The sequence below is a fragment of the Mesorhizobium sp. CU3 genome (assembly GCF_006442965.1).
In the GTDB taxonomy this organism is placed as follows: domain Bacteria; phylum Pseudomonadota; class Alphaproteobacteria; order Rhizobiales; family Rhizobiaceae; genus Mesorhizobium.
In genome coordinates, this window is record NZ_VFWX01000017.1 from 38,512 (window position 1) to 63,241 (window position 24,730).

The 24,730-nt window shown below is 64.9% G+C and carries 23 protein-coding genes; 5 read left to right on the plus strand and 18 right to left on the minus strand.

The window, feature by feature from the left end:
- Window positions 1–181 precede the first annotated feature (181 nt).
- On the plus strand, window positions 182–1,069 hold the full coding sequence (locus FJ988_RS23550; protein WP_140820745.1) for a GNAT family N-acetyltransferase: 888 nt from the start codon (window positions 182–184) through the stop codon (window positions 1,067–1,069).
- A gap of 57 nt (window positions 1,070–1,126) precedes the next feature.
- Here FJ988_RS23550 and FJ988_RS23555 read toward each other — a convergent pair whose 3' ends face one another.
- Together FJ988_RS23555 and grpE are read right to left on the minus strand one after the other, a co-directional pair.
- Window positions 1,127–1,774, minus strand: a complete 648-nt coding sequence (locus FJ988_RS23555; RefSeq protein ID WP_140820746.1) for a trimeric intracellular cation channel family protein — start codon at window positions 1,772–1,774, stop codon at window positions 1,127–1,129.
- A 128-nt stretch (window positions 1,775–1,902) separates the two neighbouring features.
- Window positions 1,903–2,535 (minus strand): nucleotide exchange factor GrpE, encoded by a 633-nt coding sequence (gene grpE / locus FJ988_RS23560; protein ID WP_140820747.1) that lies wholly within the window; start codon window positions 2,533–2,535, stop codon window positions 1,903–1,905.
- A 217-nt stretch (window positions 2,536–2,752) separates the two neighbouring features.
- Between grpE and FJ988_RS23565 the strand changes: the two genes are divergently transcribed.
- Window positions 2,753–2,950: a hypothetical protein gene (locus tag FJ988_RS23565; RefSeq protein ID WP_140820748.1), complete on the plus strand. Its 198-nt coding sequence runs from the start codon at window positions 2,753–2,755 to the stop codon at window positions 2,948–2,950.
- 59 nt (window positions 2,951–3,009) lie between these two features.
- Here the strand turns inward: FJ988_RS23565 and FJ988_RS23570 are convergent, their stop codons facing one another.
- The 7 genes from FJ988_RS23570 to cysG form a co-directional block, all read right to left on the minus strand.
- The gene (locus FJ988_RS23570) at window positions 3,010–3,630 is read right to left on the minus strand and encodes a DJ-1/PfpI family protein (RefSeq protein WP_140820749.1); all 621 of its coding nucleotides are present in this window, start codon (window positions 3,628–3,630) and stop codon (window positions 3,010–3,012) included.
- 193 nt (window positions 3,631–3,823) lie between these two features.
- A complete protein-coding gene (locus FJ988_RS23575; RefSeq protein ID WP_140820750.1) occupies window positions 3,824–5,431 on the minus strand; it encodes a GMC family oxidoreductase in 1,608 nt (535 codons plus the stop codon).
- A 78-nt stretch (window positions 5,432–5,509) separates the two neighbouring features.
- Window positions 5,510–6,043, minus strand: coding sequence for a DUF934 domain-containing protein (locus FJ988_RS23580; RefSeq protein WP_140820751.1), 534 nt, complete (start codon window positions 6,041–6,043; stop codon window positions 5,510–5,512).
- Between the two features lie 170 nt (window positions 6,044–6,213).
- Window positions 6,214–6,978: a phosphoadenylyl-sulfate reductase gene (locus tag FJ988_RS23585; protein WP_140820752.1), complete on the minus strand. Its 765-nt coding sequence runs from the start codon at window positions 6,976–6,978 to the stop codon at window positions 6,214–6,216.
- Entirely contained in the window at window positions 6,953–8,623 is a 1,671-nt protein-coding gene (locus tag FJ988_RS23590; protein ID WP_140820753.1) for a nitrite/sulfite reductase, read from the minus strand. Before FJ988_RS23590 ends, FJ988_RS23585 begins: the two co-directional genes overlap by 26 nt.
- Window positions 8,624–8,728: 105 nt before the next feature.
- Complete coding sequence (locus FJ988_RS23595) at window positions 8,729–9,031, minus strand: DUF2849 domain-containing protein (protein ID WP_140820754.1); 303 nt, start codon at window positions 9,029–9,031, stop codon at window positions 8,729–8,731.
- Window positions 9,028–10,476, minus strand: coding sequence for a siroheme synthase CysG (gene cysG / locus FJ988_RS23600; protein WP_140820755.1), 1,449 nt, complete (start codon window positions 10,474–10,476; stop codon window positions 9,028–9,030). The genes FJ988_RS23595 and cysG overlap by 4 nt, the downstream gene beginning before the upstream one ends.
- Window positions 10,477–10,926: 450 nt before the next feature.
- Here cysG and FJ988_RS23605 point away from each other — a divergent pair, with 450 nt between their 5' ends.
- Window positions 10,927–12,732, plus strand: a complete 1,806-nt coding sequence (locus tag FJ988_RS23605; protein WP_140820756.1) for a cation:proton antiporter — start codon at window positions 10,927–10,929, stop codon at window positions 12,730–12,732.
- 6 nt (window positions 12,733–12,738) lie between these two features.
- Here the strand turns inward: FJ988_RS23605 and FJ988_RS23610 are convergent, their stop codons facing one another.
- Complete coding sequence (locus FJ988_RS23610) at window positions 12,739–13,545, minus strand: helix-turn-helix domain-containing protein (RefSeq protein ID WP_140820757.1); 807 nt, start codon at window positions 13,543–13,545, stop codon at window positions 12,739–12,741.
- A 120-nt stretch (window positions 13,546–13,665) separates the two neighbouring features.
- On the opposite strand from FJ988_RS23610, the gene FJ988_RS23615 reads away from it, so the two are divergent.
- Both FJ988_RS23615 and FJ988_RS23620 read left to right on the plus strand, forming a co-directional pair.
- Window positions 13,666–14,586, plus strand: coding sequence for a zinc-binding dehydrogenase (locus FJ988_RS23615; protein ID WP_140820758.1), 921 nt, complete (start codon window positions 13,666–13,668; stop codon window positions 14,584–14,586).
- A 116-nt stretch (window positions 14,587–14,702) separates the two neighbouring features.
- The gene (locus FJ988_RS23620; RefSeq protein WP_246688648.1) at window positions 14,703–15,830 is read left to right on the plus strand and encodes an MFS transporter; all 1,128 of its coding nucleotides are present in this window, start codon (window positions 14,703–14,705) and stop codon (window positions 15,828–15,830) included.
- A gap of 9 nt (window positions 15,831–15,839) precedes the next feature.
- Here the strand turns inward: FJ988_RS23620 and FJ988_RS23625 are convergent, their stop codons facing one another.
- The 8 genes from FJ988_RS23625 to FJ988_RS23660 form a co-directional block, all read right to left on the minus strand.
- Window positions 15,840–16,589 carry an SDR family NAD(P)-dependent oxidoreductase gene (locus tag FJ988_RS23625; RefSeq protein ID WP_140820759.1) on the minus strand — a complete coding sequence of 250 codons (750 nt, stop codon included), beginning with the start codon at window positions 16,587–16,589 and terminating at the stop codon, window positions 15,840–15,842.
- A 65-nt stretch (window positions 16,590–16,654) separates the two neighbouring features.
- On the minus strand, window positions 16,655–18,925 hold the full coding sequence (locus FJ988_RS23630) for a transglycosylase domain-containing protein (RefSeq protein ID WP_140820760.1): 2,271 nt from the start codon (window positions 18,923–18,925) through the stop codon (window positions 16,655–16,657).
- A gap of 175 nt (window positions 18,926–19,100) precedes the next feature.
- On the minus strand, window positions 19,101–20,018 hold the full coding sequence (locus FJ988_RS23635; RefSeq protein WP_246688649.1) for a hypothetical protein: 918 nt from the start codon (window positions 20,016–20,018) through the stop codon (window positions 19,101–19,103).
- 13 nt (window positions 20,019–20,031) lie between these two features.
- On the minus strand, window positions 20,032–21,951 hold the full coding sequence (locus tag FJ988_RS23640; protein ID WP_181183647.1) for an acyltransferase family protein: 1,920 nt from the start codon (window positions 21,949–21,951) through the stop codon (window positions 20,032–20,034).
- 99 nt (window positions 21,952–22,050) lie between these two features.
- Window positions 22,051–22,197 carry a hypothetical protein gene (locus FJ988_RS23645; RefSeq protein WP_140820762.1) on the minus strand — a complete coding sequence of 49 codons (147 nt, stop codon included), beginning with the start codon at window positions 22,195–22,197 and terminating at the stop codon, window positions 22,051–22,053.
- Window positions 22,198–22,256: 59 nt separating this feature from the next.
- On the minus strand, window positions 22,257–22,460 hold the full coding sequence (locus FJ988_RS23650) for a hypothetical protein (RefSeq protein WP_140820763.1): 204 nt from the start codon (window positions 22,458–22,460) through the stop codon (window positions 22,257–22,259).
- A gap of 60 nt (window positions 22,461–22,520) precedes the next feature.
- A complete protein-coding gene (locus FJ988_RS23655) occupies window positions 22,521–23,144 on the minus strand; it encodes a ribonuclease D (RefSeq protein ID WP_140820764.1) in 624 nt (207 codons plus the stop codon).
- A gap of 93 nt (window positions 23,145–23,237) precedes the next feature.
- Window positions 23,238–24,623: a M20/M25/M40 family metallo-hydrolase gene (locus tag FJ988_RS23660; RefSeq protein WP_140820765.1), complete on the minus strand. Its 1,386-nt coding sequence runs from the start codon at window positions 24,621–24,623 to the stop codon at window positions 23,238–23,240.
- Between the last annotated feature and the right edge of the window lie 107 nt (window positions 24,624–24,730).

The following is a 24,730-nucleotide window of genomic DNA, read 5'->3' on the forward strand; positions in this document are numbered from 1 at the left end:
AAATTTTTAACCGCGGCGAGCCTTGGATTGCCTGGGTTTTGCGGCCGTAAGCTAGCCGGTTGAAGGTAATTGCCAGCCGGCGAAGTATTGCCCGCCCCGTCGTATCACGGTACTGTCACAATCCTGTTGCACCTACACCGTATCCCCGTGCCAAGAGGGATGGCTCGAAGGAGAATCACTCGTGCATACAGTTATGCCTGACTGTGACACTCGGCCAAATGCTGGCGGCGCCCTCATCGCTGCCCGTACCGCCGATGCCGTCGCAAGCGGCGCACCGCTGGGCCGTATCGGCAATCTCGAAGTGCGGCTCGCCCGCAACGAGGCCGAAATCGCCGCTGCCCAGGAAGTACGCTACCGGGTGTTCTATGACGAGCTTGGCGCCAGGAAGGATTTGTTTCAGGCGCAGGACCGGCGCGACGCCGACCGTTTCGACCCGCTTTGCGATCACCTTCTGGTGCTCGACACCTCGCTGCCCGGCCCCGAGCATCGCCGCATCGTCGGCACCTATCGCCTGCTGCGGCAGGAGATCGCCACGGCGGCCGGCGGCTTCTATTCCGAGGGCGAGTTCGAGCTCACCAAGCTGGTCGCGCGCCATCCGGGCCATCGCTTCCTCGAGCTCGGCCGCTCCTGCGTTCTCAAGGAATACCGCTCCAAGCGCACGATCGAGGCGCTCTGGCAAGGCATCTGGGCTTACATCAACCATTACAATATCGGCGTCATGACCGGCTGCGCCTCCTTCCATGGCATCGTGCCGGCCGCGCACGCCGAGGCGCTGACCTATCTCGCCCATCACTGCCGCACCGATTCCGCCTGGGATGTCCGGGCGGTGGCCGGCCGCTACTGCTCGATGGACCTGATGCCGATCGAGGCGGTGAACGCCAAGGCGGCGATCGCCGCCATGCCGCCGCTGGTCAAGGGCTATCTGCGCGTCGGCGCCCGCATCGGCGACGGCTGCGTCATCGACCACGAATTCTCGACTGTCGACGTCTTCGTCGTCATGCCGGTCAAGGAGATCGGCGCCCGCTACGTCAATTATTATGGCGGTGAAGGGCAGCGCTTCGCGGCGTGAATCAGTCAGTAGTGAGTAGTCATTGGTGAGCAGCAGCGCTCACACACTCACTACCCACTATTCCCTCCTCACTCTGGGTATGTCTTCCGGCCTCCGCCCCGGCCGGCTCTTATAGGCCGGAAACGACCAGCCGAATTTCAGCGCGCCACCACGCACGACGAATGCCGCCGCGAAGCCGAGCAGGCTCGATGCCAGCGCCGGCAGGCCGGCAAGATCGCCGAGCGTGAAGAGGGTGGCGCCGGCGAGAGCGGCCGTGACATAGATTTCCGGCCTCAGCAGCACCGAAGGCTCGCCCGCGAGCAGGTCGCGCAGGATGCCGCCGAAAGTCGCGGTCAGCACGCCCATGACGACCGACACGACCGGCGAACCGGTGATCGCCAGCCCCTTGGCGGCGCCCATCACGCAGAAGGCGGCAAGCCCGATCGCATCGAGCCAGAGCAGCAGCTTGTAACGGGATTCGAACCGGTGCGCGCTGAAGAAGACAAGCACCGCCACCACGGCGCAGATCAGCACATAGCCGCTGTTGGCCACCCAGAACACCGGCAGGTTGAGGATGACGTCGCGCAGCGTTCCGCCGCCGATGCCGGTGACGCTGGCCAGGAACAGGAAGCCGATGATATCGAGCTCTTTGCGCGAAGCCGCAAGCGCGCCCGTCGCCGCGAAGACGGCGACGCCGGCATAGTCGAGCAAGGCGATGGGATTCATGAGAGTAAGGGAGTAGGGCAGTAAGGGAATAGGGGAATAGGGAAGCTATTGAATACCACAGAACCGCGTGAATGCACGGTTTGGCTTTTTCCCTACTGCCTTACTGCCCTACTCCCTTACTCCCCTAATCACGCATCCTTCTCGGCCTGCTCGTTCACCGGCCCCGGCTCGACCGGCGCGGCGGCGGCGGCCTTCGGGCCGCCCTTCGACACGCCGACCATGGCCGGCCGCAGCACCCGCTCGCCGATCGAATATCCAGGCTGCACGACCTGGACGACCGTGCCGGCCGGGATCTCCGGATTGGGCACCTCGAACATCGCCTGGTGGAAGTTCGGATCGAACTTCTCGCCTTCCGGCGCCAGCTTCTTCACGCCATGGCGCTCCAGCGCCGAAAGCATGGCGCGCTCGGTGAGGTCGACGCCCTCGATCAGCGACTTGAAGCCGGCATCGCCCGCGGCCTTCGCCTCGGCCGGGATGGCATCCAGCGCACGGCGCAGATTGTCCGACACCGACAGCATGTCGCGCGCGAAATTCGCCACCGCGTAGCTGCGCGCGTCATGCACGTCGCGCGCGGTGCGCCGGCGCAGGTTTTCCATCTCCGCGGCAGTGCGCAGCGCGCGGTCCTTCAGTTCCTCGTTTTCCTTCAGCAGTCGTACAAGCGCTTCATAGTCGCCGTCGACGCCGCCTTGCGCACGTTCGCCGGAAGCCTCTGCGGCTTCAATGTCGTCTGGCGCGCGTTCGTCTTTTGCCTGGTCGCTCATCGCCGTTTCCCATCATTTCGATTGGTCTGGATTTGCGCCCGATATCGAGGTTTGAGGGCCAAAAATCAAGGGGCAAGCGCCAGCCGCGGCTCTCGGCATTCATTCCAGATTAATTCAAATTTTACCGTATCGACTGGCTTCGGTTGCCATCACGGGCTCGTGCGGGAACCATTGCCGGGCTGCGGGAGTTTCGAAGCCGACACAGGATTTTGGGACGATGAACGGCAAGAACGGCGACAAGCGAGGCGAAATCGCCGCCGACCTCAGGCGGCAGCTGGGCAGCGAGGCGACGCAGCGCTTCCTCCGCGCGATGCCGGCGTTCCGCCTGGAAACCGACATGCCGAAGCATTTCAGGGAACTGCTGGATCGCCTGGACAGGGCAGATGCCAAGCCGGCCGGGGGCGAGCGGCGGTAGCCGCGCGCCGCCTGTTTCAACCGGCAATCACCGGGGCTCAAAGGCGCGGCAGGCTCCGCTCAGGCCGCCTTGCGCTCATCGCGCATCAGCGCCTTGCCGTCGCGGATTTCGGTCCCGAGCACCTTCAGGCATTCCCGCATGAAAGCTGCGAGGCCTGGCCAGCCCTTGGCTGAGACCAGATTGCCGTCGACATGCGCGCCGGTCGGCGGCACATCGATATAGATGCCGCCGGCAAGCGTCACTTCCGGTTCGCAATAATGCAGCGCCGCGACTTCGCGGCCGCGCACCACGCCATCGACCGCGATCAGGATCTGCACGCCATGGCAGATGGTGAAGATCGGCTTGCCGGTTTCATGGAAATGCCGGACCAGCGCCTGCACCCGCTTGTCGATGCGGATATATTCCGGCCCGCGCCCGCCGGCGGCATAGACCGCGTCGTAGTCGGCCGGGTTCACCTCGGCAAAGGTCTTGTTGAGGATGTAGTCGTGCCCAAGCTTTTCGGTATAGGTCTGGTGGCCCTCGAAATCATGCAGCGAGGTCTTCAGCACATCGCCGGCCTTCTTGTCGGGGCACACGACATGGACGGTGTGGCCGACCGCATGCATGGCCTGCTCGAAGACGAAGATCTCGTATTCCTCGCTGAATTCGCCAACGAGCATCAGTATTTTCTTGCCTGCCATGCCTTCCTCCCTTTGTCGGCTATTTATTTCGAGACGTGAAATAATAAGCCTATCCTAAGGGCAAGCGGCCGGAAGGGGAAGTGCAAATCGCCAAATTGGTCTGACCAGATTGAGTCCATTTTGCGAGAGATGCAGCAACGACGCCGACGCCCTCGCTAAAGTGGAAACCCTGGTCCGACCAAATGACGAGAGATCAGGCTGCAACCCGGATCATATCCGCCGCCTTCTCGGCAACCATGATCGTCGGCGCGTTGGTGTTGCCGCCGATCAAGGTCGGCATCACCGAGGCATCGACCACGCGCAGGCCTTCCAGCCCGCGGACCTTGAGCTTCGGATCGACCACGGCCATGTCGTCGACGCCCATCTTGCAGGTGCCGGCCGGGTGATAGATCGTGTCGGCGCGCGCCTTGATATGCGCCATCAACTCGGCATCGCTGGACGCGCCGGCCGTGTAGATTTCCTTGTGGCGGTATTTCGCCAGCGCCGGCGCCTCCAATATCGCGCGCATCGTCCGCACCCCCTTGAGCAGCAGGTCGGCGTCGCGCCGATCCTCTAGGAAGCGCGGGTCGATGCGCGGCGGCGCAAGTGGGTCAGCGCTCATCAGCCCGACCTCGCCGCGCGAATGCGGCCGCAGCACACAGACATGGCAGGAAAAGCCGTAGCCCATATGCAGCTTGCGGCCATGGTCGTCGACGATAGCGATGCAGAAATGGAGCTGCAGGTCCGGCCGCTCGATCGCTGGATCGGATTTGAGGAAGGCGCCGGCCTCGGCATAGGGCGTGGCGATCATGCCGCCACCGTCCCGGCGCCAGCGCAGCATATGCCTGAGCAGCGCCGGCAGGCCGGCGAGGCCGATGCCCATCAAGTCCGTCTGCCGCGACTTCCAGGCCAGGATGAAATCGAGATGGTCCTGCAGGTTCTTGCCGACCCCGGGCAATTCATGCGCGACCGGGATGCCATGTGCCGCCAACTCGACCGCCGGGCCGATGCCCGACAGAAGCAAGAGCTGCGGCGAGCCGAACGTGCCGCCGCACAGGATGACTTCGCGCTTCGCCTCCGCCACCGCTTCCGTCTTTCCGGCGCGATAGCGCACCCCGGTGGCGCGCTTGCCGTCCAGAACGACCTTCGTCACCTGCGCGCCGGTGACGACGGTGAGGTTCTTCCGATCCATCGCCGGATGCAGATAGGCGGCGGCCGCCGAGCAGCGCTCGCCATTGCGCCGCTCGCCCCAGAACTGCGTCACCTGATAGAGCCCCGCCCCTTCCTGCTCCGGCCCGTTGAAGTCGTCGTTCAGCCTGATCTGGTTTTCGCCGCAGGCTTCGACGAAGGCCCTGGAAATCGGCCGCGGCTCCTGTTGCTCGCCGACCCGGAGCGGCCCCTCGCCGCCATGCAGCCCATCTGCGCCGCGCTGGTTGCCCTCGGCGCGCCGGAAATAGGGCAGCACCTCGTCAAACGACCAGCCGTCGCAGCCGAGCTCGGCCCATTCGTCATAGTCGCGGCGGTGGCCGCGCGTATAGAGCATGGCGTTGATGGCGCTGGAACCGCCGAGCGCCTTGCCGCGCGGCTGAAAGCCCTTGCGGCCGTCGAGGCCTTGCTGCGGCACCGTCTCGAAGGCCCAATTGTTGATCTTCGGCCGTCCGGGCAAAAGCGCGATGATGCCCGCCGGCGCACGGATCAGCAGATCCTTGCCGCTGCCGCCGGCCTCGATCAGGCAGACCGTCTTCGATGGATCCTCGGAAAGCCTTGCGGCAAGCGTCGAGCCGGCGGAGCCGCCGCCGGCAATCACATAGTCGTAGCGCATCCTCTCCTCCCGGCGGATATTTCCGTCCGTTTCCTTGAGAGAATGCCTGCGGAAGCGCCTTGTAAAGATGCCGCTGCGTCAGCCGGGCCTTTTGCGGCGCCAGGAATATTTCGGCCCCTTTGGTTCCTGCTCAACGGCCGGCTGGTAATAGACCGGCAGGCCGCCGGTGCGGCCTTCCTCCAGCCGCTTCAACAGCACCGGGTTGGAGACCTCGAACTCGTCGAAGCCGAGCCGCAGCATATGCGGCAGCTGGTCGACCAGCACCTGGCCGGTGGCGCGCACCGGACCCTCGAAATGGTGGCGGGCGCGCAGCAATTCGCCCTTGGAGAAGGAGCGGCCGTCATTGAAGGCCGGGAACGCCAGCGCCACCAGCGACAACTGGTCGAGCAGGCCGACGATCTTGTCGAGCTCGTCGCCCGGCTGCAGCAGCACGCCAAGGCGCTCGCGCGCCGACTTGCGGACCTCCTCGTCCAGCCCGAGGAAGACCTGCAGCGGCACGATGAAACGGCCATTGCCGGCAAGCGCCTCGGCGCTTTCGGCATGGGTCCACTCGTCTTCGCGAAAACCGTCCGGGGTCCAGAGGCGGGTCCCCGCTGTCGTCGTTCCAGTCATCAAAAATCCCAAGGTCCAAAAAATCGAAAGGCTATGTCGAGAGTCAGGTCAGGCCGAGGCGAGAACGGTGGCTTCCGAGAACCGGAGCGGAGCGTACTTGAAGTACGTGAGCACCGGAAGCGCAGGAAGCCGCCGTTCGCAGGCCGGCCTCACCTGACTATCGGCATAGCCTAAAGTGAGGCGTCGGTCAGCGATTTCTCCAAGCCCGACAAGTGAATGCCGCACTCGGTCTTGGCGTGACCTGCCCAGCGGCCGCTGCGCGCATCCTCGCCCGGCTGCACCGGCTGCGTGCAGGGGAAGCAGCCGATCGATAGATAACCATAGGCAACCAGCGGATTTTCGCGCAGCGCGTGCGCGCGCATATAGTCGGCCTGGTCCGAAGTCGTCCAATGCGCCAGCGGATTGATGCGGATGCGCGAGCCGACCGCTTCGAAGACCGGCAGTGCGGACCGTGTCGAGGCCTGGAAGCGCTTGCGCCCGGTGAACCAGGCGCGGAACGGCTCGACGCCGCGCGCCAGCGGTTCGACCTTGCGCAAATTGCAGCAGGAATCCGTATCGGTCTCATGCAGCCTGCCGGTCGGATCGACGCGTTCGAGCGCCGCCTCTTCCGGCTTGATCACCCTTATGTCGGTCAGGCCGAAATCGGCGACCAGCGCGTCGCGATAGCCGAGCGTCTCCTCGAAATGTTTGCCGGTATCGAGGAAGATCACCGGCAGCGAGCGGTCGACCTCGGCGATCATGTGCAGCAGCACCGCCGAATCCGCACCGAAGGACGACACGGCGGCGATCTCGCCGCGGAACAGGTCGCGCGCCGCGCGTTCGATGATCTCGATCGGCTTCAGATGGCCGTGCAGCGCGTCGAGCCCGACCGCCTCGGCGGCGACGCCGGCCTCGACATCGACGACCCGATCAAGCGGCCTTGGTTTCGCCAGCATAGAGCGCCTCCTTGAACGGCGCGGGACCGACACGGCGGTAGGCGTCGATAAATCGTTCACTGGGATTGAGCCGAAGGCCGAGATAGGTATCGACGATCTGCTCGATGGCATCGGTGATCTCCTCCGAGGAAAAGCCGCGGCCGATGATCTCGCCCACGGAAGTGTTCTCGTCGGCCGAGCCGCCGAGCGTCACCTGATAGAGCTCGGAGCCTTTCTTCTCGACGCCGAGAATGCCGATATGGCCGACATGGTGGTGGCCGCAGGCATTGATGCAGCCGGAAATCTTCAGCTTTAGCTCGCCGATCTCGCGCTGCCGCTCCAGCGAGGCGAAGCGTTGCGAGATTTCCTGCGCGATCGGGATCGAGCGCGCGGTGGCCAGCGCGCAATAGTCGAGCCCCGGGCAGGAAATGATGTCGCTGATCAGGTTCGAGTTGGCCGTTGCCAGCCCGATCTCGACCAGCGCGTCATAGACCGCCTTCAAATCGGCGCGCGCCACATGTGGCAGGATCAGGTTCTGCTCATGGCTGACGCGCAGCTCGTCGAAGGCGTATTTCTCGGCGATGTCGGCGACCGCTTCCATCTGGCTGTCGGTGGCGTCGCCCGGCACCTCGCCGATGCCCTTCAGCGAAATCGTCACCGCCGCATAGTCGGGGTGGCGATGCGTCACGACATTCTGGTCGAGCCATTGCGAGAAGTTCTTGGAATCGAGCCGCGCCTGCTTCAAGAGATCGTCGCCTTCCGGCCGGTTCGCCAGCGTCGGCGGCGCGAAATAGGCGTTGATCGCCTCGATGTCGGCCTCCGGCAGCTTCAGCTCGGCGTCTTTCAATTCCTGCCATTCGGCCTCGATCTGGCGCGTGATCTCCTCCACACCGGTCTCGTGCACCAGGATCTTGATGCGCGCCTTGTACTTGTTGTCGCGGCGGCCATAGAGGTTGTAAACGCGCAGGATCGCCGTGCAGTAGGACAGAAGATCGGCTTCCGGCAGGAAGTCGCGGATCTTCCTCGCCACCATCGGCGTGCGGCCCTGGCCGCCGCCTACATAGACGGCGAAACCAAGCTCGCCGGCCGCGTTCTTCTTCAGGTGCAGGCCGATGTCATGCGTCTGGATGGCGGCGCGGTCGCGCTCGGCGCCCGTCACAGCGATCTTGAATTTGCGCGGCAGGAACGAGAATTCCGGATGCACCGACGACCATTGCCGCAGGATCTCGGCATAGGGCCGCGGATCGGCGACCTCGTCGGCGGCGGCTCCCGCGAAATGATCGGCGGTGACGTTGCGGATGCAGTTGCCGCTGGTCTGGATGGCGTGCATCTCGACGCTGGCCAGATCGGCAAGGATCGCTGGAATGTCCGACAGCGCCGGCCAGTTGAACTGGATGTTCTGGCGCGTGGTGAAGTGGCCGTAGCCCTTGTCGTATTTGCGCGCGATGTGGCCGAGCATACGCATCTGCTTGCTGTTCAGCGTGCCGTAGGGCACGGCGATGCGTAGCATATAGGCGTGCAACTGCAGATAGACGCCGTTCATCAGCCTGAGCGGCCGGAACTGGTCCTCGGTGATGTCGCCGGACAGCCGGCGCTCGACCTGGTCGGTGAACTCGGCGACCCGGGCCTGAACGAAATCGTGGTCGAACTCGTCGTAACGGTACATGCTTCGTCTTTCAGGGCGCGTCCGCCCGCTCTGTCTAAGTTCTTTGTTGGAGCATGATCTTATCCGAAAACCGGCTCCCACTTTTCGGGATCATGCTCTGAAACTCTACGCCCCGATGGCTTCCGGGCTTGCCTGCTTGCCGAGATCGGTGCGGATGGTCGGGCCCGCGGCGCGGATCTTTTCGCGCAGCCGCACCGGCTCTACCAAGCCGTCCACCATTTCGACGTCGATCAGGTTGACGTCGACCACCTCATTGTTGGCGTAGGCCGCGGCGCCGATCGCCTCGAGCCGGTCCTCCGCCGCCTTGTCATGCGCGAGATCGGCATGGCCGACCGTCTCCGCCCAGCCGCCATCGGCGTACCAGACGGCGATGCCGTCGGAGAGCCTGTTCGCGGTCAGAACCTTCATGGACAAACTCCTTCGGCGACGGCTGCAGCCGCGCCTTCATGCTTATGTGCCGCGAGCGGCTCGGATTGTTCAAAGTTGGCGCCGGCGACCGCGTCGCCGATGATGGTCATCACCGGCCCAGTGAGATCGGCGCGCGCTTCAAGCGATGGCAGGTCGGCCAGCGTGCCGTGAAAACGGCGGCGCTCGCCGAGGCTGGCATTCTCGACCACGGCGACGGCCGTATCGGGCGACAGCCCGGCTTCGATCAGCCGGCCAGCAACTTCGGCCGCGACCGAGCGGCCCATATAGACGGCGACAGTCGCCCCAGAGATGGCGAGCTTCGCCCAATCCGGAAGCGAATTGCCCTTGAGATCGTGACCGGTGGTGAACACCATCGAGGACGAGACGCCGCGCAGCGTCAGCGGCAATTCGAAATCGGCAGCCGCGGCGAAAGCGGCGGTGACGCCCGGAACCACTTCATAGGCGATGCCGGCCTCCCGCAGCGCCGCCATTTCCTCGCCGGCGCGGCCGAACACCAGCGGATCGCCCGACTTCAAACGTACTACGCGCCTGCCGGCGCAGCCGAGCGCAACGAGCAGCGCGTTGATCTCTTCCTGGCTCTTCGAATGGCAACCCTTGCGCTTGCCGACCGGCAGGCGTTCGGCGTCGCGGCGGCCCATGGCGACGATGCCTTCAGGCACCAGCGCGTCATAAACGATGGCGTCGGCTTCCATCAGCAGGCGGTGCGCCCGCAGCGTCAGAAGGTCTTCCGCGCCCGGACCAGCGCCGACCAGCGCGATGTGGCCCTCCGCCGGCGCATCGGACACGAGCAGGTCGAACGCCGCTTCCTGCGCCTTGGCCAATTCGCCGGCCTCGACGGCCTTCGCCGGCGTGCCGGCGAAAAAATCGCTCCAGAAACGGCGGCGGCGGTTGCCCTTCGGCAGCCGCTCGGCGGCGGCGCGGAACGAAGCGGCCAGAGCCGCCAGCCGGCCGAGCGAAGGCGACAGCATACGATCGATGCGACTGCGCAGCATCTGCGCCAGCACCGGCCCGGCGCCTTCGGTGCCGATGGCGATGACGACAGGCGCGCGGTTGACCAGCGCCGGCGTGAAGAAATCGCAAAGCTCGGGACGGTCGACGGCATTGACCGGAATGCCGAACTGGCGCGCATCCTCGGCGACGCGGCGGTCGAGCGCCTCGTCGCCGCTGGCGGCAAACACCAGGGCCGCGCCTTGGAGATGCGCGGCATCATAGGCGGCGTCGACATGCTCGGCACCGACGGCAGCGATGAATTTCAGAAGCTCGGGATCGGCATCGCCCGCGACGATGCGCAGCACGGCGCTCGACTGCGAAAGCAGCCTTGCCTTGGCCAGCGCTTCCTCGCCATTGCCGACAATGGCCACGGCTTCGCCGTCGACCCGCATGAAGACGGGAAAGGCGTTGAGCTTGGCATTGGCTGGCGACATGGCGATGAGCAATAGTGGAACAGTCTGGCAGTTTTATGCGGTCGCGGCAAAAACCAGAAGGCACGCACTCGCGCGTCCCTTGGGGCGAGGCAATCGCTTTTTCGCAGCCGCGAAGGGCAGGAGAAAAAAATTCTACTTTGAGAGCGAAGCGGTTAGGGCAGCGTGGGAAACGGCCTTGATCCGGCATAATTTTTAGCGCCTGGCACGAAAAGCCGCAAAACAGTTTTTTCTAAATTCTACTAAGTTAGTAGATTAAAGCCGACCTTGCCGGATCGAACGCCTGTCCACGGCGGCGCGATGCCGATTTCGCACGGCGCAAGCTGCTTCGGTGTCGATTTCTGCCAGGCGGTGGTTGCATCATCGCCGCTCCGTCCACCATATTGCCGAAGGCGGCTGCCTTCGGCCGGCGCCCATCCGACATCGTAATTTTCGAAAGGCGCTCCATAGACAATGCCGCATGACACGCCCCTCATCGCCACCATCGTCGCCGGCCTGGGGCTTGCATTCGTCTTCGGAGCTTTAGCCAACCGTTTCCGCATCCCGCCGCTGGTCGGCTATCTGGTGGCTGGCGTGCTTGTCGGCCCGAACACGCCGGGCTTCGTCGCCGATGCCGGCCTGGCCAACGAGCTGGCCGAAATCGGCGTCATCCTCTTGATGTTCGGCGTCGGCCTGCATTTTTCCCTGAAAGACCTTCTGTCGGTGCGGGCCATCGCCGTGCCGGGCGCGATCGTGCAGATCGGCTTCGCCACGTTGCTCGGCGTTGGTCTCGCCTGGACACTTGGCTGGTCGCTCGGCGCCGGCCTGGTCTTCGGCCTGGCGCTCTCCGTTGCTTCGACCGTCGTGCTGCTGCGCGCGCTGCAGGAACGGCGGCTGATCGAGACCGAACGCGGCCGCATTGCCGTCGGCTGGCTGATCGTCGAGGATCTCGCCATGGTGCTGGCGCTGGTGCTGCTTCCCGCGCTGGCCGGCGTGCTCGGCGGCCAGCCGCCGGCCGACGACCATGCCAGCCTGCTGTCGCTGCCGGCTAGCTACGGCATATGGGGCGTGGTCGGCATCACGCTGGCCAAGGTAGCCGCCTTCGTCGTCGTCATGCTGGTCGTCGGCCGCAGGGTTATCCCCTGGATCCTCCACTATGTCGCGCATACCGGCTCGCGCGAGTTGTTCCGGCTCTCGGTGCTGGCGATTGCGCTCGGCGTCGCCTTCGGCGCAGCAAAACTGTTCGGCGTGTCGCTGGCGCTCGGCGCTTTCTTCGCCGGCATGATCATGAGCGAGTCCGAACTCAGCCACCGCGCGGCCGAAGAATCGCTGCCGCTGCGCGACGCCTTCTCGGTATTGTTCTTCGTCTCGGTCGGCATGCTGTTCGATCCATTCAGCCTGTTCAGCAATGGCCTGCCGATCCTGGCCACGCTCGCCATCATCGTCATCGGCAAGTCGATCGCCGCCTTCGTCATCGTCATCGTCTTCCGCTATCCGATCGCGACGGCGCTGATGATCTCGGCAAGTTTGGCCCAGATCGGCGAATTCTCCTTCATCCTGGCCGAACTCGGTGTCGGTTTGAAACTCTTGCCGGAGCAGGGCCGTGACCTGATCCTGGCCGGCGCGATTCTCTCGATCCTGCTGAACCCGCTGATGTTTTTGGTCATCGACTGGATGAAGCCGTGGCTGGAAAAACGCGCCGGCAAGGATGCCGCGCCGACGCCGGAGCAGAAGCCGCTCGGTCCGGCCACCGAACCCGGCCAGGTCGCTTCGGTAGCGGCGCCCCCGGCGGAGAAAGACGACGGCCCGCCTCCGAAGACCGCGCTGAGCGGCCATTCCATCCTGATCGGCTATGGCCGCGTCGGCAGCCTCGTGGGTGCAGCGCTGAAAGAGGCTGCCCTGCCCTTCCTGGTCATCGAGGACGCCGACAAGACGCTGGCGAAGCTGAAGAGCGACGGCGTCGAGACGGTCGCCGGCAACGCCGCCAATGCCGAAGTCTTCGCGGCCGCCAATCCGGAAGGCGCGAAGCGGCTGATCCTCGCCATCCCCAACGCTTTCGAGGCCGGCCAGATCGTGCTGCGCGCCCGCGCGGCCAACCCCGCGATCAACGTGGTCGCCCGCGCCCATTCCGATGCCGAGGTCGAGCATCTGAAAGGCCTCGGCGCCGACGCTGTCATCATGGGCGAGCGCGAGATCGCGCGCGGCATCGTCGAGGTGGTGACCGGCAAGGCAGCCATTCCGATCGAGCAGCCTATCGAGATCAACCCGCAGCCCGCCTGACCGACATTACGCCGCGAAGGCGGAACCGCCGTGCTGCGCGATATCGCTGAGATATTTCGCCGGCGGCTTGCCCAGCGCCTTCTTGAACATGGTGATGAAGGCGGTGACGGATTCATAGCCGAGATCGCCCGAGACCTGCTGCACGCTGGCGCCCGCGGCCAGCTCGCGCAGCGCCACGATCAAATGCAGTTGCTGGCGCCAGCGCCCGAAGCTCAAGCCCGTCTCCTTCACCACGAGGCGCGCGAGGCTGCTCTCGCTGAGCGCCACGCGGTTCGCCCACTCAGCCAGCGTGCTGCGATCGGCGGGATCCTCAGCCAGCGCCTCGGCGATGCGTCTCAGCCGCGGCTCGGCCGAAATCGGCAGATGCAGTTGCTGCACCGGCATGAGCGGCAGCTCGGCGAGCAGGACCTTGCCGAGGAACTCGCCTCTAGCATCGTCCGGCGCGCAATCCGCCAGTTCGATGATCAGCTCGCGCAGCAGCGGCGAGATCGACAGCGTGCGGCAGCGGTCCGGCATTTCGGCCGCGCCCGGCTCGACATAGACGAAGAAAATCCGCGCGTTTGCCGTCGCGATGTTGCTGTGTTCCATGCGGCTCGGCACCCAGACCCCGCAATGCGGCGGTACCATCCACAGCCCGCCGGGAACGCGGCAGGTGACGCCGCCGCCGAGCGCGAAGACGAGCTGCCCCTTGCGATGCCAATGCATCGGCACCTCGGCCTTGGTCTCTGTCACGTCGACGCCGACGGCGATCGCCGGCGCTGTCACATCGTCGACGTCGAAGTTCAACCAGGGCCAGCGGAGCGGCTGTCTCATGCTTGACTGCTTTTAGCGATCATTTGGCATTATATCTAAATTCTTCAACTGAGGAAGTCGATAGGATCTTGCCGCTATCGTCGCGATCGGTCGCGGCGTCGAAACCTCAAAGGTGGCTTCATGCTCGCGCTTGCCATTTCGTCCGACAGCCCGAACCGGCTCAAGCTCACCGAGATCGACGAGCCAAACTGCAATGCAAATGAAGCATTGGTAACAATTCATGCAACGTCGTTGAATCGTGGTGAGCTGCGTCTTCTCGCCATCCGTCCCGACGGCTGGATCCCCGGCCAGGACATCGTCGGCTTCGTGGAACGGGCAGCGGCCGATGGCTCCGGGCCGGCCGCCGGCGCCCGGGTCGTGGCTCTGGTCGACGAGGCCGGCTGGGCCGAACGCGTCGCCGTGCCGACCGACCGGCTTGCCGTTATGCCGGACGCGGTCGGCTTCGTCTCGGCGGCAACGCTGCCGGTCGCCGGCACGACGGCGCTGAGGACGTTGCGCCATGGCGGTGACCTCGCCGGTCAGCGGGTGCTGATCACCGGCGCCAGCGGCGCCGTCGGCCGCTTCCAGATCCAGATCGCCCGCGCGCAGGGCGCTTCGGTCACTGCGGTCGCCGCCGCCAGGCATGCCGAGGATCTCAGTCAACTCGGAGCCGAGCAGGTCGTCGGAGCGATCGAGGAAGCCGGGGGACTGTTTGCGCTGATCACGGAATCCGTCGGCGGGACAAGCCTCGCGCACGCCATCGAGCGCGTCGCGCCGGGCGGCACCATCGTCATGTTCGGTTCGAGCAGCGGCGAGCCGACGCCGGTCTCCTTTCGCCAGTTCGTTCCGGGTCACGAAGGCGCGAGGCTGCAGACCTTCGCCTACTACACCTCCGGCCCGGCCATCGGCGCCGATATCGCCCGGCTGCTTGGCCTGGCCGCAGCCCGCCGGCTGGAAACCCGCGTCGCCTTGACCGTGCCGTGGACAGACATCGGCCAGGCCCTGGATGCGCTGAGACAGCGCAGCTTCAGCGGCAAGGCCGTTCTCACCATAGCCAATTAGGCGGCCGTTTCGGCCAACGCCCTTGTTCGAGCCAAGAACAGTTCAGGAGCATTGCAATGACGATAAGAGAAGCCGTTAGGACGTCGAGCGGCCAGGGGCTGATCCTGGTCGGTATATTGCTGATCGCCTCGGCGTTGCGAGCGCCCATCACCGGCGTTGCGCCGATGCTTGGCATGATCCGTGAAACTACCGGCATCAGCGCCGCCGAGGCGGGCGTGCTGACCACCCTGCCCTTGTTGGCATTCGCGGCGATTTCGCCCTTCGCGGCCCACCTGGCGCGCCGATATGGCATCGAGAAATCACTGTTCGGCGCGATGCTCGTCGTCGCGACCGGAATCGCCTTGCGCTCGACCGGCTCCATTTCGGCGCTGTTCCTTGGCACTGCCACGCTCGGGGCGGGGATCGCTGTCGCCAACGTCCTGCTCCCCAGCCTGCTGAAGCGTGACTTTCCGACTCGGATCGCCACATTGACCGGCGCCTATGCTATCACCTCGGGACTGGCGCAAGCGCTTGCATCGGCGGCGGCGATCCCGATCGCCCGGCTGCCCGGCTCGGACTGGCACCTCTCGCTTGCCTCGACATTGGTCTTCCCGGCGGCGGCGCTGATTGCCTGGCTTCCGCAACTGCGCTCGCAGTCCGCGCCAACCGAGCAAAACGCCACTTCCACGGCCGAGCGCACCCCTGTCTGGCGCTCGTTGCTGGCTTGGCAAGTGACAGGCTTTCTCGGCCTGACCTCGCTGGTTTTCTATATCGTCGTCGGATGGCTGCCTGCCATTTTGGCGCAGGCGGGCTATTCGGCTGCGACGTCAGGTTCCCTGCACGGGCTGTCTCAATTGGCGACTGCCATTGCCGGTCTGGTCATTGGCGCGGTGGTGCGGCGGATGAAGGATCAGAGGGCTCTCGCCATCGGCATGTCGCTCATCACATGCCTGTCGCTGCTCGGCCTATGGCAGTTTCCAGTCCTGGCAGCGCTCTGGGTGCTGCTGTTCGGCTTCGGCGCGGGTGCCGCCTTCATCCTCGGCCTGTCTTTCGTCAGCCTGAGGGCATCGCACAGCGGTCAGGCGGCGGCGCTGTCCGGAATGGCGCAATGCCTCGGCTATTCCCTGGCCGCTGCCGGCCCGCCTCTTGCCGGCCTTGCCCACGATGCCACCGGCAATTGGAACGTCGCACTGGGACTTTGCGCCCTTGCGACCTTGCTGATGGCAGTTCTCGGGGGGCTTGCCGGGCGGGCAAGGACGCTTTGACCTTGCCGATTAAACGTGCTGGCCGCCATTGATGTGGATTTCCGAGCCGGTCACGTATGACGACTGGCCGGAGCACAGGAAGTAGATGATGTCGGCCACTTCCGGGGTGGCGCCGAGGCGGCGCAACGGAATCGTCTCGACGATCTTGTCGGTGCCGGGCGACAGGATCGCCGTGTCGATCTCGCCCGGCGCAATGGCGTTGACGCGGATACCGTGTGGACCGAAATCATGCGCCATCTCGCGCGTCAGCGAACCGAGCGCCGCCTTCGACGTCGCATAGGCCGTGCCGGCGAAGGGATGCACCCTGGTGCCGGCGATCGAGGTGACGTTGACGATCGAACCCTTGGCCGCCGCCAGCTCCTTGAACAGACCCCGCGCGAGCATGATCGGCGCGAAGAAATTGACCTGGAACACGTCGCGCCAGACATGCATCGGCGTCTCGATCGAGTTCATCCGGCTGCCGTCTTTCAGCTTCGGCGAGATGCCGGCATTGTTGACCAGCGCATTGAGCTGGCCGCCATGCGCCTCCAGCCGGTGACGGATTTCCGACACGGCAATGCCGACATCCTCCTGGTCGGCGAGATCGACCTTGATGTGGTCTTCCGGGCCGGCCGGCCACGGGCAATCCTCGGCAAAGGCCTGGCGCGAGCAGGTGATGACGCGCCAGCCTTCGCGCGAAAAGCGCTTCACCGTCGCATGGCCGATGCCCCGGCTGGCGCCGGTGAGCACGATGGTTTTTCTGCTGTCGGTCTCGGCCATGTCGCGGGTCTCCGGCCGGACATGTAGCCGAAGGCGCCTTCTGTGGCGAGAGGCGAAGTGCCGCTCTAACCGCCGCCCAGTATATCGAGGATCGAGGTCTGGCGCTTCTTGGTCGGGCCGCCGACGTCCCCAGGCGGCACGGGATGCTTGATCGAGGCGGTCGATCCGCTGTCGCTCGGCATGTCGAAGCCGCCGGCATCGACGGTCTCGGCCGGCTGCGCCTGCCGCGCCGGAGCCTGCCGTACGGGCGCGGGAGCCTGGGCAACGGGCTGCGACTGGCCGACCGCCGCGGGCGGCGCCGGCGCCGGCGAGGCATCCACCGTCGGGATCTCGTCCGGCACGATCGTATCGGACGGCGTCGACTTCCAGGTGCCGGGCAGCGGCCGGACCGGCACGCCTTCATGCGCCGCCACCATGAATTCGTGCCAGGCCTGCGCCGGCAAGGCGCCGCCGGTGACCTTCTTCATCGGGCTGCCGTCGTCATTGCCGAACCACACGCCGGTGGTGAGATTGGCGGTGTAGCCGACGAACCAGGCGTCGCGCGAATTCTGGCTGGTGCCGGTCTTGCCGGCCGAGGGCCAATTGAACGCCGCCTTCTTGGCAGTGCCGATCTCGACGGTGCCGGTCATCATCGAATTCATCATGCCGACGATGTCGGCCTTGATGACGCGCGGCGCGCTGCCGGTGCTGCCCTCATAGAGCACCTTGCCGGCGGAGTTGGTGATGCGTTGGATGAAATGGATGTCCGGCTTGTAGCCGCCATTGGCGAAGGGCACATAGGCCGAGGTCAGTTCCAGCGGGGTCACTTCCGAAGTGCCGAGCGCGATCGAGGTGTTGGCCTGCAGATCCGACTGGATGCCCATGCGATGCGCGGCTTCCACCACGGCGTCGGGCCCGACCTCCATGGTGAGCTGCGCCGCCACCGAGTTCAGTGACTTGGCAAGCGCCGTCGCCAGCGTGACCTTGCCGTAATATTTGCCGCCGTAATTGTCGGGCGTCCATTTGCCGATCTTGATCGGCGCGTCGTTGCGGATGCTGTCGGGCGTGCGGCCGGCTTCCAGCGCCGCCATATAGACGAAGGGTTTGAACGCCGAGCCCGGCTGCCGGCGCGCTTCCGAGGCACGATCGAACTGGCTGGTCGAATAGTCGTAGCCGCCGACCATGGCGCGCACCGCGCCGGAGTCGTCGATCGACACCAGCGCGCCTTGCGTGACGTTGAGCTTCTTGCCGCTCTCGTCGATCAGCCGGCGGATCGACTGTTCGGCGAGTTTCTGCAGATTGAGGTCGACGGTGGTGTTGATGACGATGTCGCCGCGCACGTCGCCGATCAGGTCGGGCAGCTCGTCCATCACCGTATCGGCGACGTAGTTTTCCGAGCCTGTCCAGTAGGACGGCGCGCGCGTCGCCGGCGCGCTCAGCGCCATCTTGTATTCCTTGTCGCCGATCTTGCCTTCGTCGCGCATGGCCGCCAGCACCAGCTGGGCGCGATCTTCCGCCGCCTTCGGGTCGCGCGCCGGCGAAAGCTTGGACGGCGCCTTGAGCAGGCCGGCGAGAAGGGCGGCCTCGGAAAGCGTGACGTCGCGCGCGCTCTTGCCGAAATAGCGCCGCGAAGCCGCCTCCACGCCATAGGCGCCAGAGCCGAAATAGACCCGGTTGAGGTACATTTCGAGGATCTGGTCCTTCGTGTGCTTATGCTCGAGCCAGAGCGCGAGCAGCACTTCCTGCACCTTGCGCTCCAGCGTGCGGTCCGGCGTCAGGAACAGGTTCTTCGCCAGCTGCTGCGTCAGCGTCGAACCGCCTTGCGAGAAATGCCCGCCGAGCAGATTCGTCACCATGGCGCGCGACAGCCCGATCGGGTCGACGCCGAAATGCGAATAGAAGCGGCGATCCTCGATGGCCACGACCGCTTCCGGAATATAGGGCGACATTTCATGCAGGCTGACGGCCTCGCCGCCCGACGCGCCGCGATTGGCGATCAGATTGCCGTCGACGTCGACGATCTTGATGTTGGGCGCGCGGTCGGGGACCGACCATGTCGTCGCCGCCGGCATCTTGGCGCCGTAATAGACGACGATGCCGGCCGCAGCGATGCCGCCCCAGATGCAGAGCACGAAGCACCAGTAGACAAGCCTTGTGGCAAGGCCGAGCAACCCGCGCCGGTTGCGGTCGCGCCCACGGCCGCGCGATTTCGCCTTGGCGGATTTGCCCTTGGAAGCGGATTTACGACTGCCCGGCACGACGCGATCCTCCTCGCTGACCGAAAAGCCATCGGAGGATTTCGCGCGCTGCGCGCCCTCGAAGCTCGGTTCGATGCGACTGTCTCTGCGGTTCGCCATGCGCTCTTGCTTGCCTGCCCCGGTGCCGATGGCGTTTGGGTTGAAGACTAGATGCGGCGGTTTAAAGGCGCGTTAAAGCAGGGTTTATGCAGCCTTCTGAAAACCCTTAGGATTTTCGGAATGTGCCGCCGCCCCCAGCATATCGGCATAAGCAGGGTGTCACCCCCGCGCATCCTCACAATAGCGCGACTTCCACCGCTGGCTGATCCGGCCCGCCGGCTTTGCGCAGCAGCGCGATAAGCTGCTCGCGCCTGTCGACCTGCGGCTTCCGCCAATGCGAGGCGTTGCCGGCATGCAGCCAGCCGTCGATGAACATGAAGTAGTCGTTGAATTCGTCCCGTCCGTCGCCGAAACGAAGCCATCTCTTCTCGGCAAAACGCACCTTCTCCGGCTCGCAGGAGCGGTAAAACTTCGGCCAGTTGCCGCCGCCAGAATCCATGTGGAAGCGGTAGCTCGGCGAAAAATCCAGCCGCCGCGGCGACACGCTGCCGTCGAAGAAGCAGAAGCCCGGCCACAGGAACCAGCCGCCCGGCGTTGGCGTGTCGGTCCGCTTCCTGCCGTAGAGGAGTTTGCCTTGCAGTTTCTCGCGGACGGAAAAGGCGCCGGTCGGAAAGATGTCGTGGTCGATGAAGCCGAACAGCAAGGGTCTGAAGGCCGCGACGAAATTCCTGGCGATCCAGTTCAGCGCCAGGCCGTGCGAGGCGCTGACATACATCTTGTTCCGGGGCAGACCGACGTAAGGAACTTCAAGCCGCCGGCAGAGGTCGCGGATCGCCTGCCTCGCCTCGTCGCGGCTGCTGTTGTCGAAGACGACATAGCCGTCGTTCTCGGCGAGGTGTCGCCGCACGAGATGGACCTGCCACTCGATCATGTCCGGACGGTTGAAGGCCACCGAAGCGACGATCGCCTTCGAGAAGGCTTTTTCCTTGCCGGATAGCATCGTCTCGCCGGCCGGCGAGCGCAGGAAGCGCACCATCCGCAGGCGATCGCGCAACCAGTGTTTGCGCTTCGGCGGCGGATTGAACCTCAGCCAGTCCTCGACGGTCAGGAGTTCGTCATGCCCCTCGGGCGGGATATCGTCGGGAATGATCACGGCCTAGACCTGCTCACAAACCCGCAGCCTTTGCCAGATAGGGCGCCAAGGCCAGCGCGTAAGTCGCCGTGAGATGGTGGTTGTCGCGCAGCACGACGATGTTGCCGACGACCGCCGGGCAAACGTCCTTGGCGCAGATCGCATCGTTGAGGTCGACGGCCGTCGCGCCCTGCACGCCTTGCGCCGCCAGCGCGGAGACGTTTTCCTGTTCGACCTCGGCGCGCGGATTGCTGCATTTGGCCGGATCGGTACCCAGGCAGGTGCGCGGGTCGAAACGGCTGAAGGGCGTGTTGCGGATGGCAATGACATGAACGCCCTGCCCGGCAAGCTCGGCCCAGACGCTGCGCAGCCCCTCGACCATGACATCCTGCGGAACGCTGGTGTAATTGCTCTGGCTGGTGAACACGAAATCCGGCTTCAGCCTGGCGATTTCGGCGATGACCTTCTCCCGCCATATCGCGCATTCCGGATAGGGCTTGCCTTCGTCTTGGACGGTGATCCGGGTCACCGGGCATGCAGCCTTGGTGAAGACGAAGAACTTCCACTTGCGGTCCTTGGCGATCTTGTCGAGCGCCGGAACCCATTGCGCCGCGTGGGAATCGCCCATGATCGCGATGGCCCTTGTTCCCTGCGGGTCGCCGAGCAGGCAGCCTTCGCCATTCGTGCTTCTCTGATCCCGATGGCAGTGCGTCTCGTAGATCACGGGCAGGTCTCTGCCGAGGCTGCTGAGCGGCGGCAGGAGCTTTACGCCCTCGGGAACGGCGGCATTCGCCAGCAAGGCGGCCGGCCCCGGATAATCCGGCGTCCCGATCAGGCCGATATCGATGGTTTGCCTCTGGATGGCGAACAGCAGCCCGCCGGCCATCGCCACGCACAGCCCCACCGCCATGGTGCCGTCGATCAGCGGCCGCCATTCCAGGCGCGAGCGCGAATGGCGGTAGGGTTCTTCAACGAAGCGGTAGGAGAGTTCCGAAACGGCGAGGGTGACGACGATCAGCAAAAGACCGTCGACAACGCCGATCGAGCCGCGCTGCGCGGTGTAGAAAATGATCAGCGGCCAATGCCACAGATAGATCGAATAGGAGCGGTCGCCGACATAGCGCAGCGCCGCGATGTCGAGGCCGCGGAACCAGCCGATGCGGATCGTCCCGGCCGCGATGATCAAGCCGGCGCCGAGCGTCGGCAGCAGCGCATTGTAGCCGGGAAAGGCGGTCGCGTTTGAAAACAAGATCGCCGACGCGACGACCGCAACCATGCCGAGGACAGCCACCGCCATCCGCGTTCGCTCGTTAGGCCGAAGCCGGTCGAGGGTCAGCGCCAAAAGTCCGCCGAGCGCCAGTTCCCAGATCCGCGTGTGGGTGACGAAATAGGCCCATGCCGGATCGGAGCGGGTGATCACGATTGATGCCGCGAGCGATGCCGCCAGGATCAGACTAAGCAAGGTGATGAGCATCCTTTGCGGCGACTGCCCGCGCCGCCTGGCCCACCAGAGCGCCGCCATCATCAGCAACGGCCAGACGATGTAGAACTGCTCCTCGATCGACAGCGACCAGAAATGCTGTACCGGGCTCGGCGCATCCTGGGCGCCGAGATAGTCCACCGCCTGATCGGCAAGCCGCCAGTTCTGCACATAAAGCGCGCTAGCCATCACCTGCTTGACGGTCTCTTCCCACCAGGCGTCGGAGACGAAAAGCAGCGTCCCAGCAAGTGTCACCACAAGCGTGACGATCGCCGCCGGCAACAGCCGGCGCACACGCCGCGTGTAGAAGCCGACAAGCGATATGCCGCCTTCGGCCAGCGCCATGCGCGCCAACAGGCCGGTGATGAGAAAGCCGGAGATGACGAAGAAGACATCGACGCCGACATAGCCGCCGGGGAGTGCTGTCGGCCAGATGTGGAAGATCACGACAAAGGCGACGGCGAGGCCGCGCAAACCCTGTATTTCCGGCCGAAATCCTCCAGCCGCCCTATCGTCCCGCGAAGCCAGTCTGCCCCCCTGCGGCGAGCGGCCCGTACCGGCCGCCCGCCGTCCTCAATTCTGCTGGATGGAAATACCCTTGTCGTCGATCTTCAGCTCGACGCCCTTTGGCCTGGTCTGCTCGCGATAGGCGTAGACCCCGAGCGCGATGAGCGCGACCACAAGCGCGCCGATGATCAGATAAAGCGTGTTTTGTCTCAATGAGCGGCCCCTTTTTTGCGAGCCCGCGCTCGCCGCAAATCTTTCAGATAGCCGATCGCTTACTGGTCGTCATCGTCGCCGGAGGCCGGCCGCCAGCTCGTCGCATCGACCTTCTTTTGCGTGTCGCTGTCGGTGTAGACCCACCAGCCGCCGTCGCGATACTGGCCGATGGATTCGTTGACCACGCCGTCGCCGTCCTTCCATAGGATCGTGACCTTGGAACCGTCCTTGGGCGCGCTCGCGATCGGTTTGCGTTCTGCCATCTCATTCCCTCCCACGTCTCGATCGGCTGGCGGAAACGTCCCGCTCGGCGCCCGGTTCCATCAGCTATGCGCGAAGATGTCTTCCTCGGCCCAGCCCATCAGGTCGAGCTTGGCCCGTGTTGGCAGGAAACGGAAGCAGGCCTCCGCTTCCTTGCTGCGGTTCTCGCGCGCCAGGCGGGTCGCCAGCACCTCGCGCAGGCGGTGCAGGTAAAGCACGTCGGAAGCGGCATATTCGAGCTGCTCGGGCGACAGCGTTTCCGCCGCCCAGTCCGACGATTGCTGCGCCTTGGACAGGCCGATGCCGAGCAATTCGTTGCACAGGTCCTTCAGCCCATGCCGGTCGGTATAGGTGCGGGTGAGCCGCGAGGCGATCTTGGTGCAGAACACCGGCTCGGCCATCACGCCGAAGGCATTGTAGAGCACCGCGATGTCGAAGCGGCCGTAGTGGAACAGCTTGGTGATGGAGCGGTTCTTGAGCAGGCTGACGAGGTTCGGCGCCTTCTTCTGTCCCGGCGCGATCTGGATGACGTCGGCGCTGCCGTCGCCGGGCGAGATCTGCACCACGCAGAGCCGGTCGCGATGCGGGTTGAGCCCCAGCGTTTCCGTGTCGATGGCCACCGCGCCGACATTGTAGCGCGACAGATCGGGCAGATCGTTCTTATGGAAACGGATATCGGCGGTCATTCTCTTCTCCGGATCGCGGTCTAACCCGTCCTTGCCGCGATCCATGGAAAAATCAACAGAAAGTTGAATTTCACGCCCCGCGTGAAACCCCGCCTAGCGGGTCAGCGCATCGAGAATGCGCGCCCAGGAACGCTGCCCCTTGTGGAAGGAGGTCAGCTCGTACTTCTCGTTCGGCGAATGGATGCGGTCGTCGTCGAGGCCGAAACCGACCAGCATCGATTCCATGCCGAGATAGGTCTGGAAATCGCCGACCACGGGAATGGAGCCGCCGCCGCCGGTGGTCACGGCCTGCTTTTCCCACTCATCGGACAGCGCATCCTTGGCCTTGGCCAGGAACGGCGAGTCGTAGGAAAGCTGGATCGCCGGCGAGCCGCCATGCGGGTGGAATTCGACCGAGCAGTCGCCCGGAATGCGCTCGCGCGCGAAGGCCTGGAAGGCGGCGCGGATCTTCTTCGGGTCCTGCTTGTGCACCAGCCGGAACGACACCTTGGCCGAGGCCTCGGCCGGGATCACCGTCTTGAAGCCCTTGCTGGTGTAGCCGCCGATGATGCCGTTGAATTCGGCCGTCGGCCGCGCCCAGGTCAGCTCGAGCACGGAACGGCCCTTCTCGCCGGCCGGAATGGAAAGGCCGACCGGCCCGAGGAAAGTCTGCGCAGTTTCGCCAAGCCCTTCCCAGGACTTCAGCACCTGCGAAGGCGTCTCCTCGACGCCGTCATAGAAGCCGGGGATGGTGATGCGGCCGTCGTTGTCGTGGATGTCGGCCAGGATCTTGGCGAGGATGCGGATCGGATTGGCGGCCGGACCGCCATAGAGGCCGGAATGCAGGTCGCGGTTCGCCGCCTTGACGGTGACCTCCTCGCCGACCAGGCCTCGCAGCGACACGCAGATCGACGGCGTCTCGCTGTTCCACATCGAGGTGTCGCAGACCAGCGCGAAATCGGCTTTCAACTCGCCGGCATTGGCTTCCAGGAACGGCTTCAGCGACGGCGAGCCGGATTCCTCCTCGCCCTCGAACAGGATGGTGACGCGGCATGGCAGATTGCCGTGCACCTGCTTCCACGCCCGGCAGGCCTCGACGAAGGTCATCAACTGCCCCTTGTCGTCGGCCGAGCCGCGGCCCGTGATCACCTTGCGTCCGGGCGCGACCTCCTTGATCGACGGCGCGAACGGATCGGTCTCCCAGAGCTCGATCGGGTCGACCGGCTGCACGTCGTAGTGGCCGTAGAACAGCACATGCGGCGAGCCTGCCGGCCCATCGTGATGCGCCACCACCATCGGATGTCCGGGCGTATCGCGCACACTCGCATCGAAGCCGATCAGCTTGAGCTCGGCGACTAGCCATTCGGCGCCCTTTCGGCAATCCGCGGCAAAGGCCGGGTCGGTGGAGATCGACTTGATGGCGAGAAGGCCGAACAGCCGGTCCAGGCTCTGGTCGAGATTCTGGTCGAGGCGGTCGAGGACGGGAGCGATTCTGGACATTGCGAGGCCTTTCGGGTTTTGCGGCAGACCCTAAAGGGCCGGGCCGAAAACGAAAAGCCGCGATCGTTGGACCAGGCACTACATGTCTCCCAAAAGCGTATGACGGT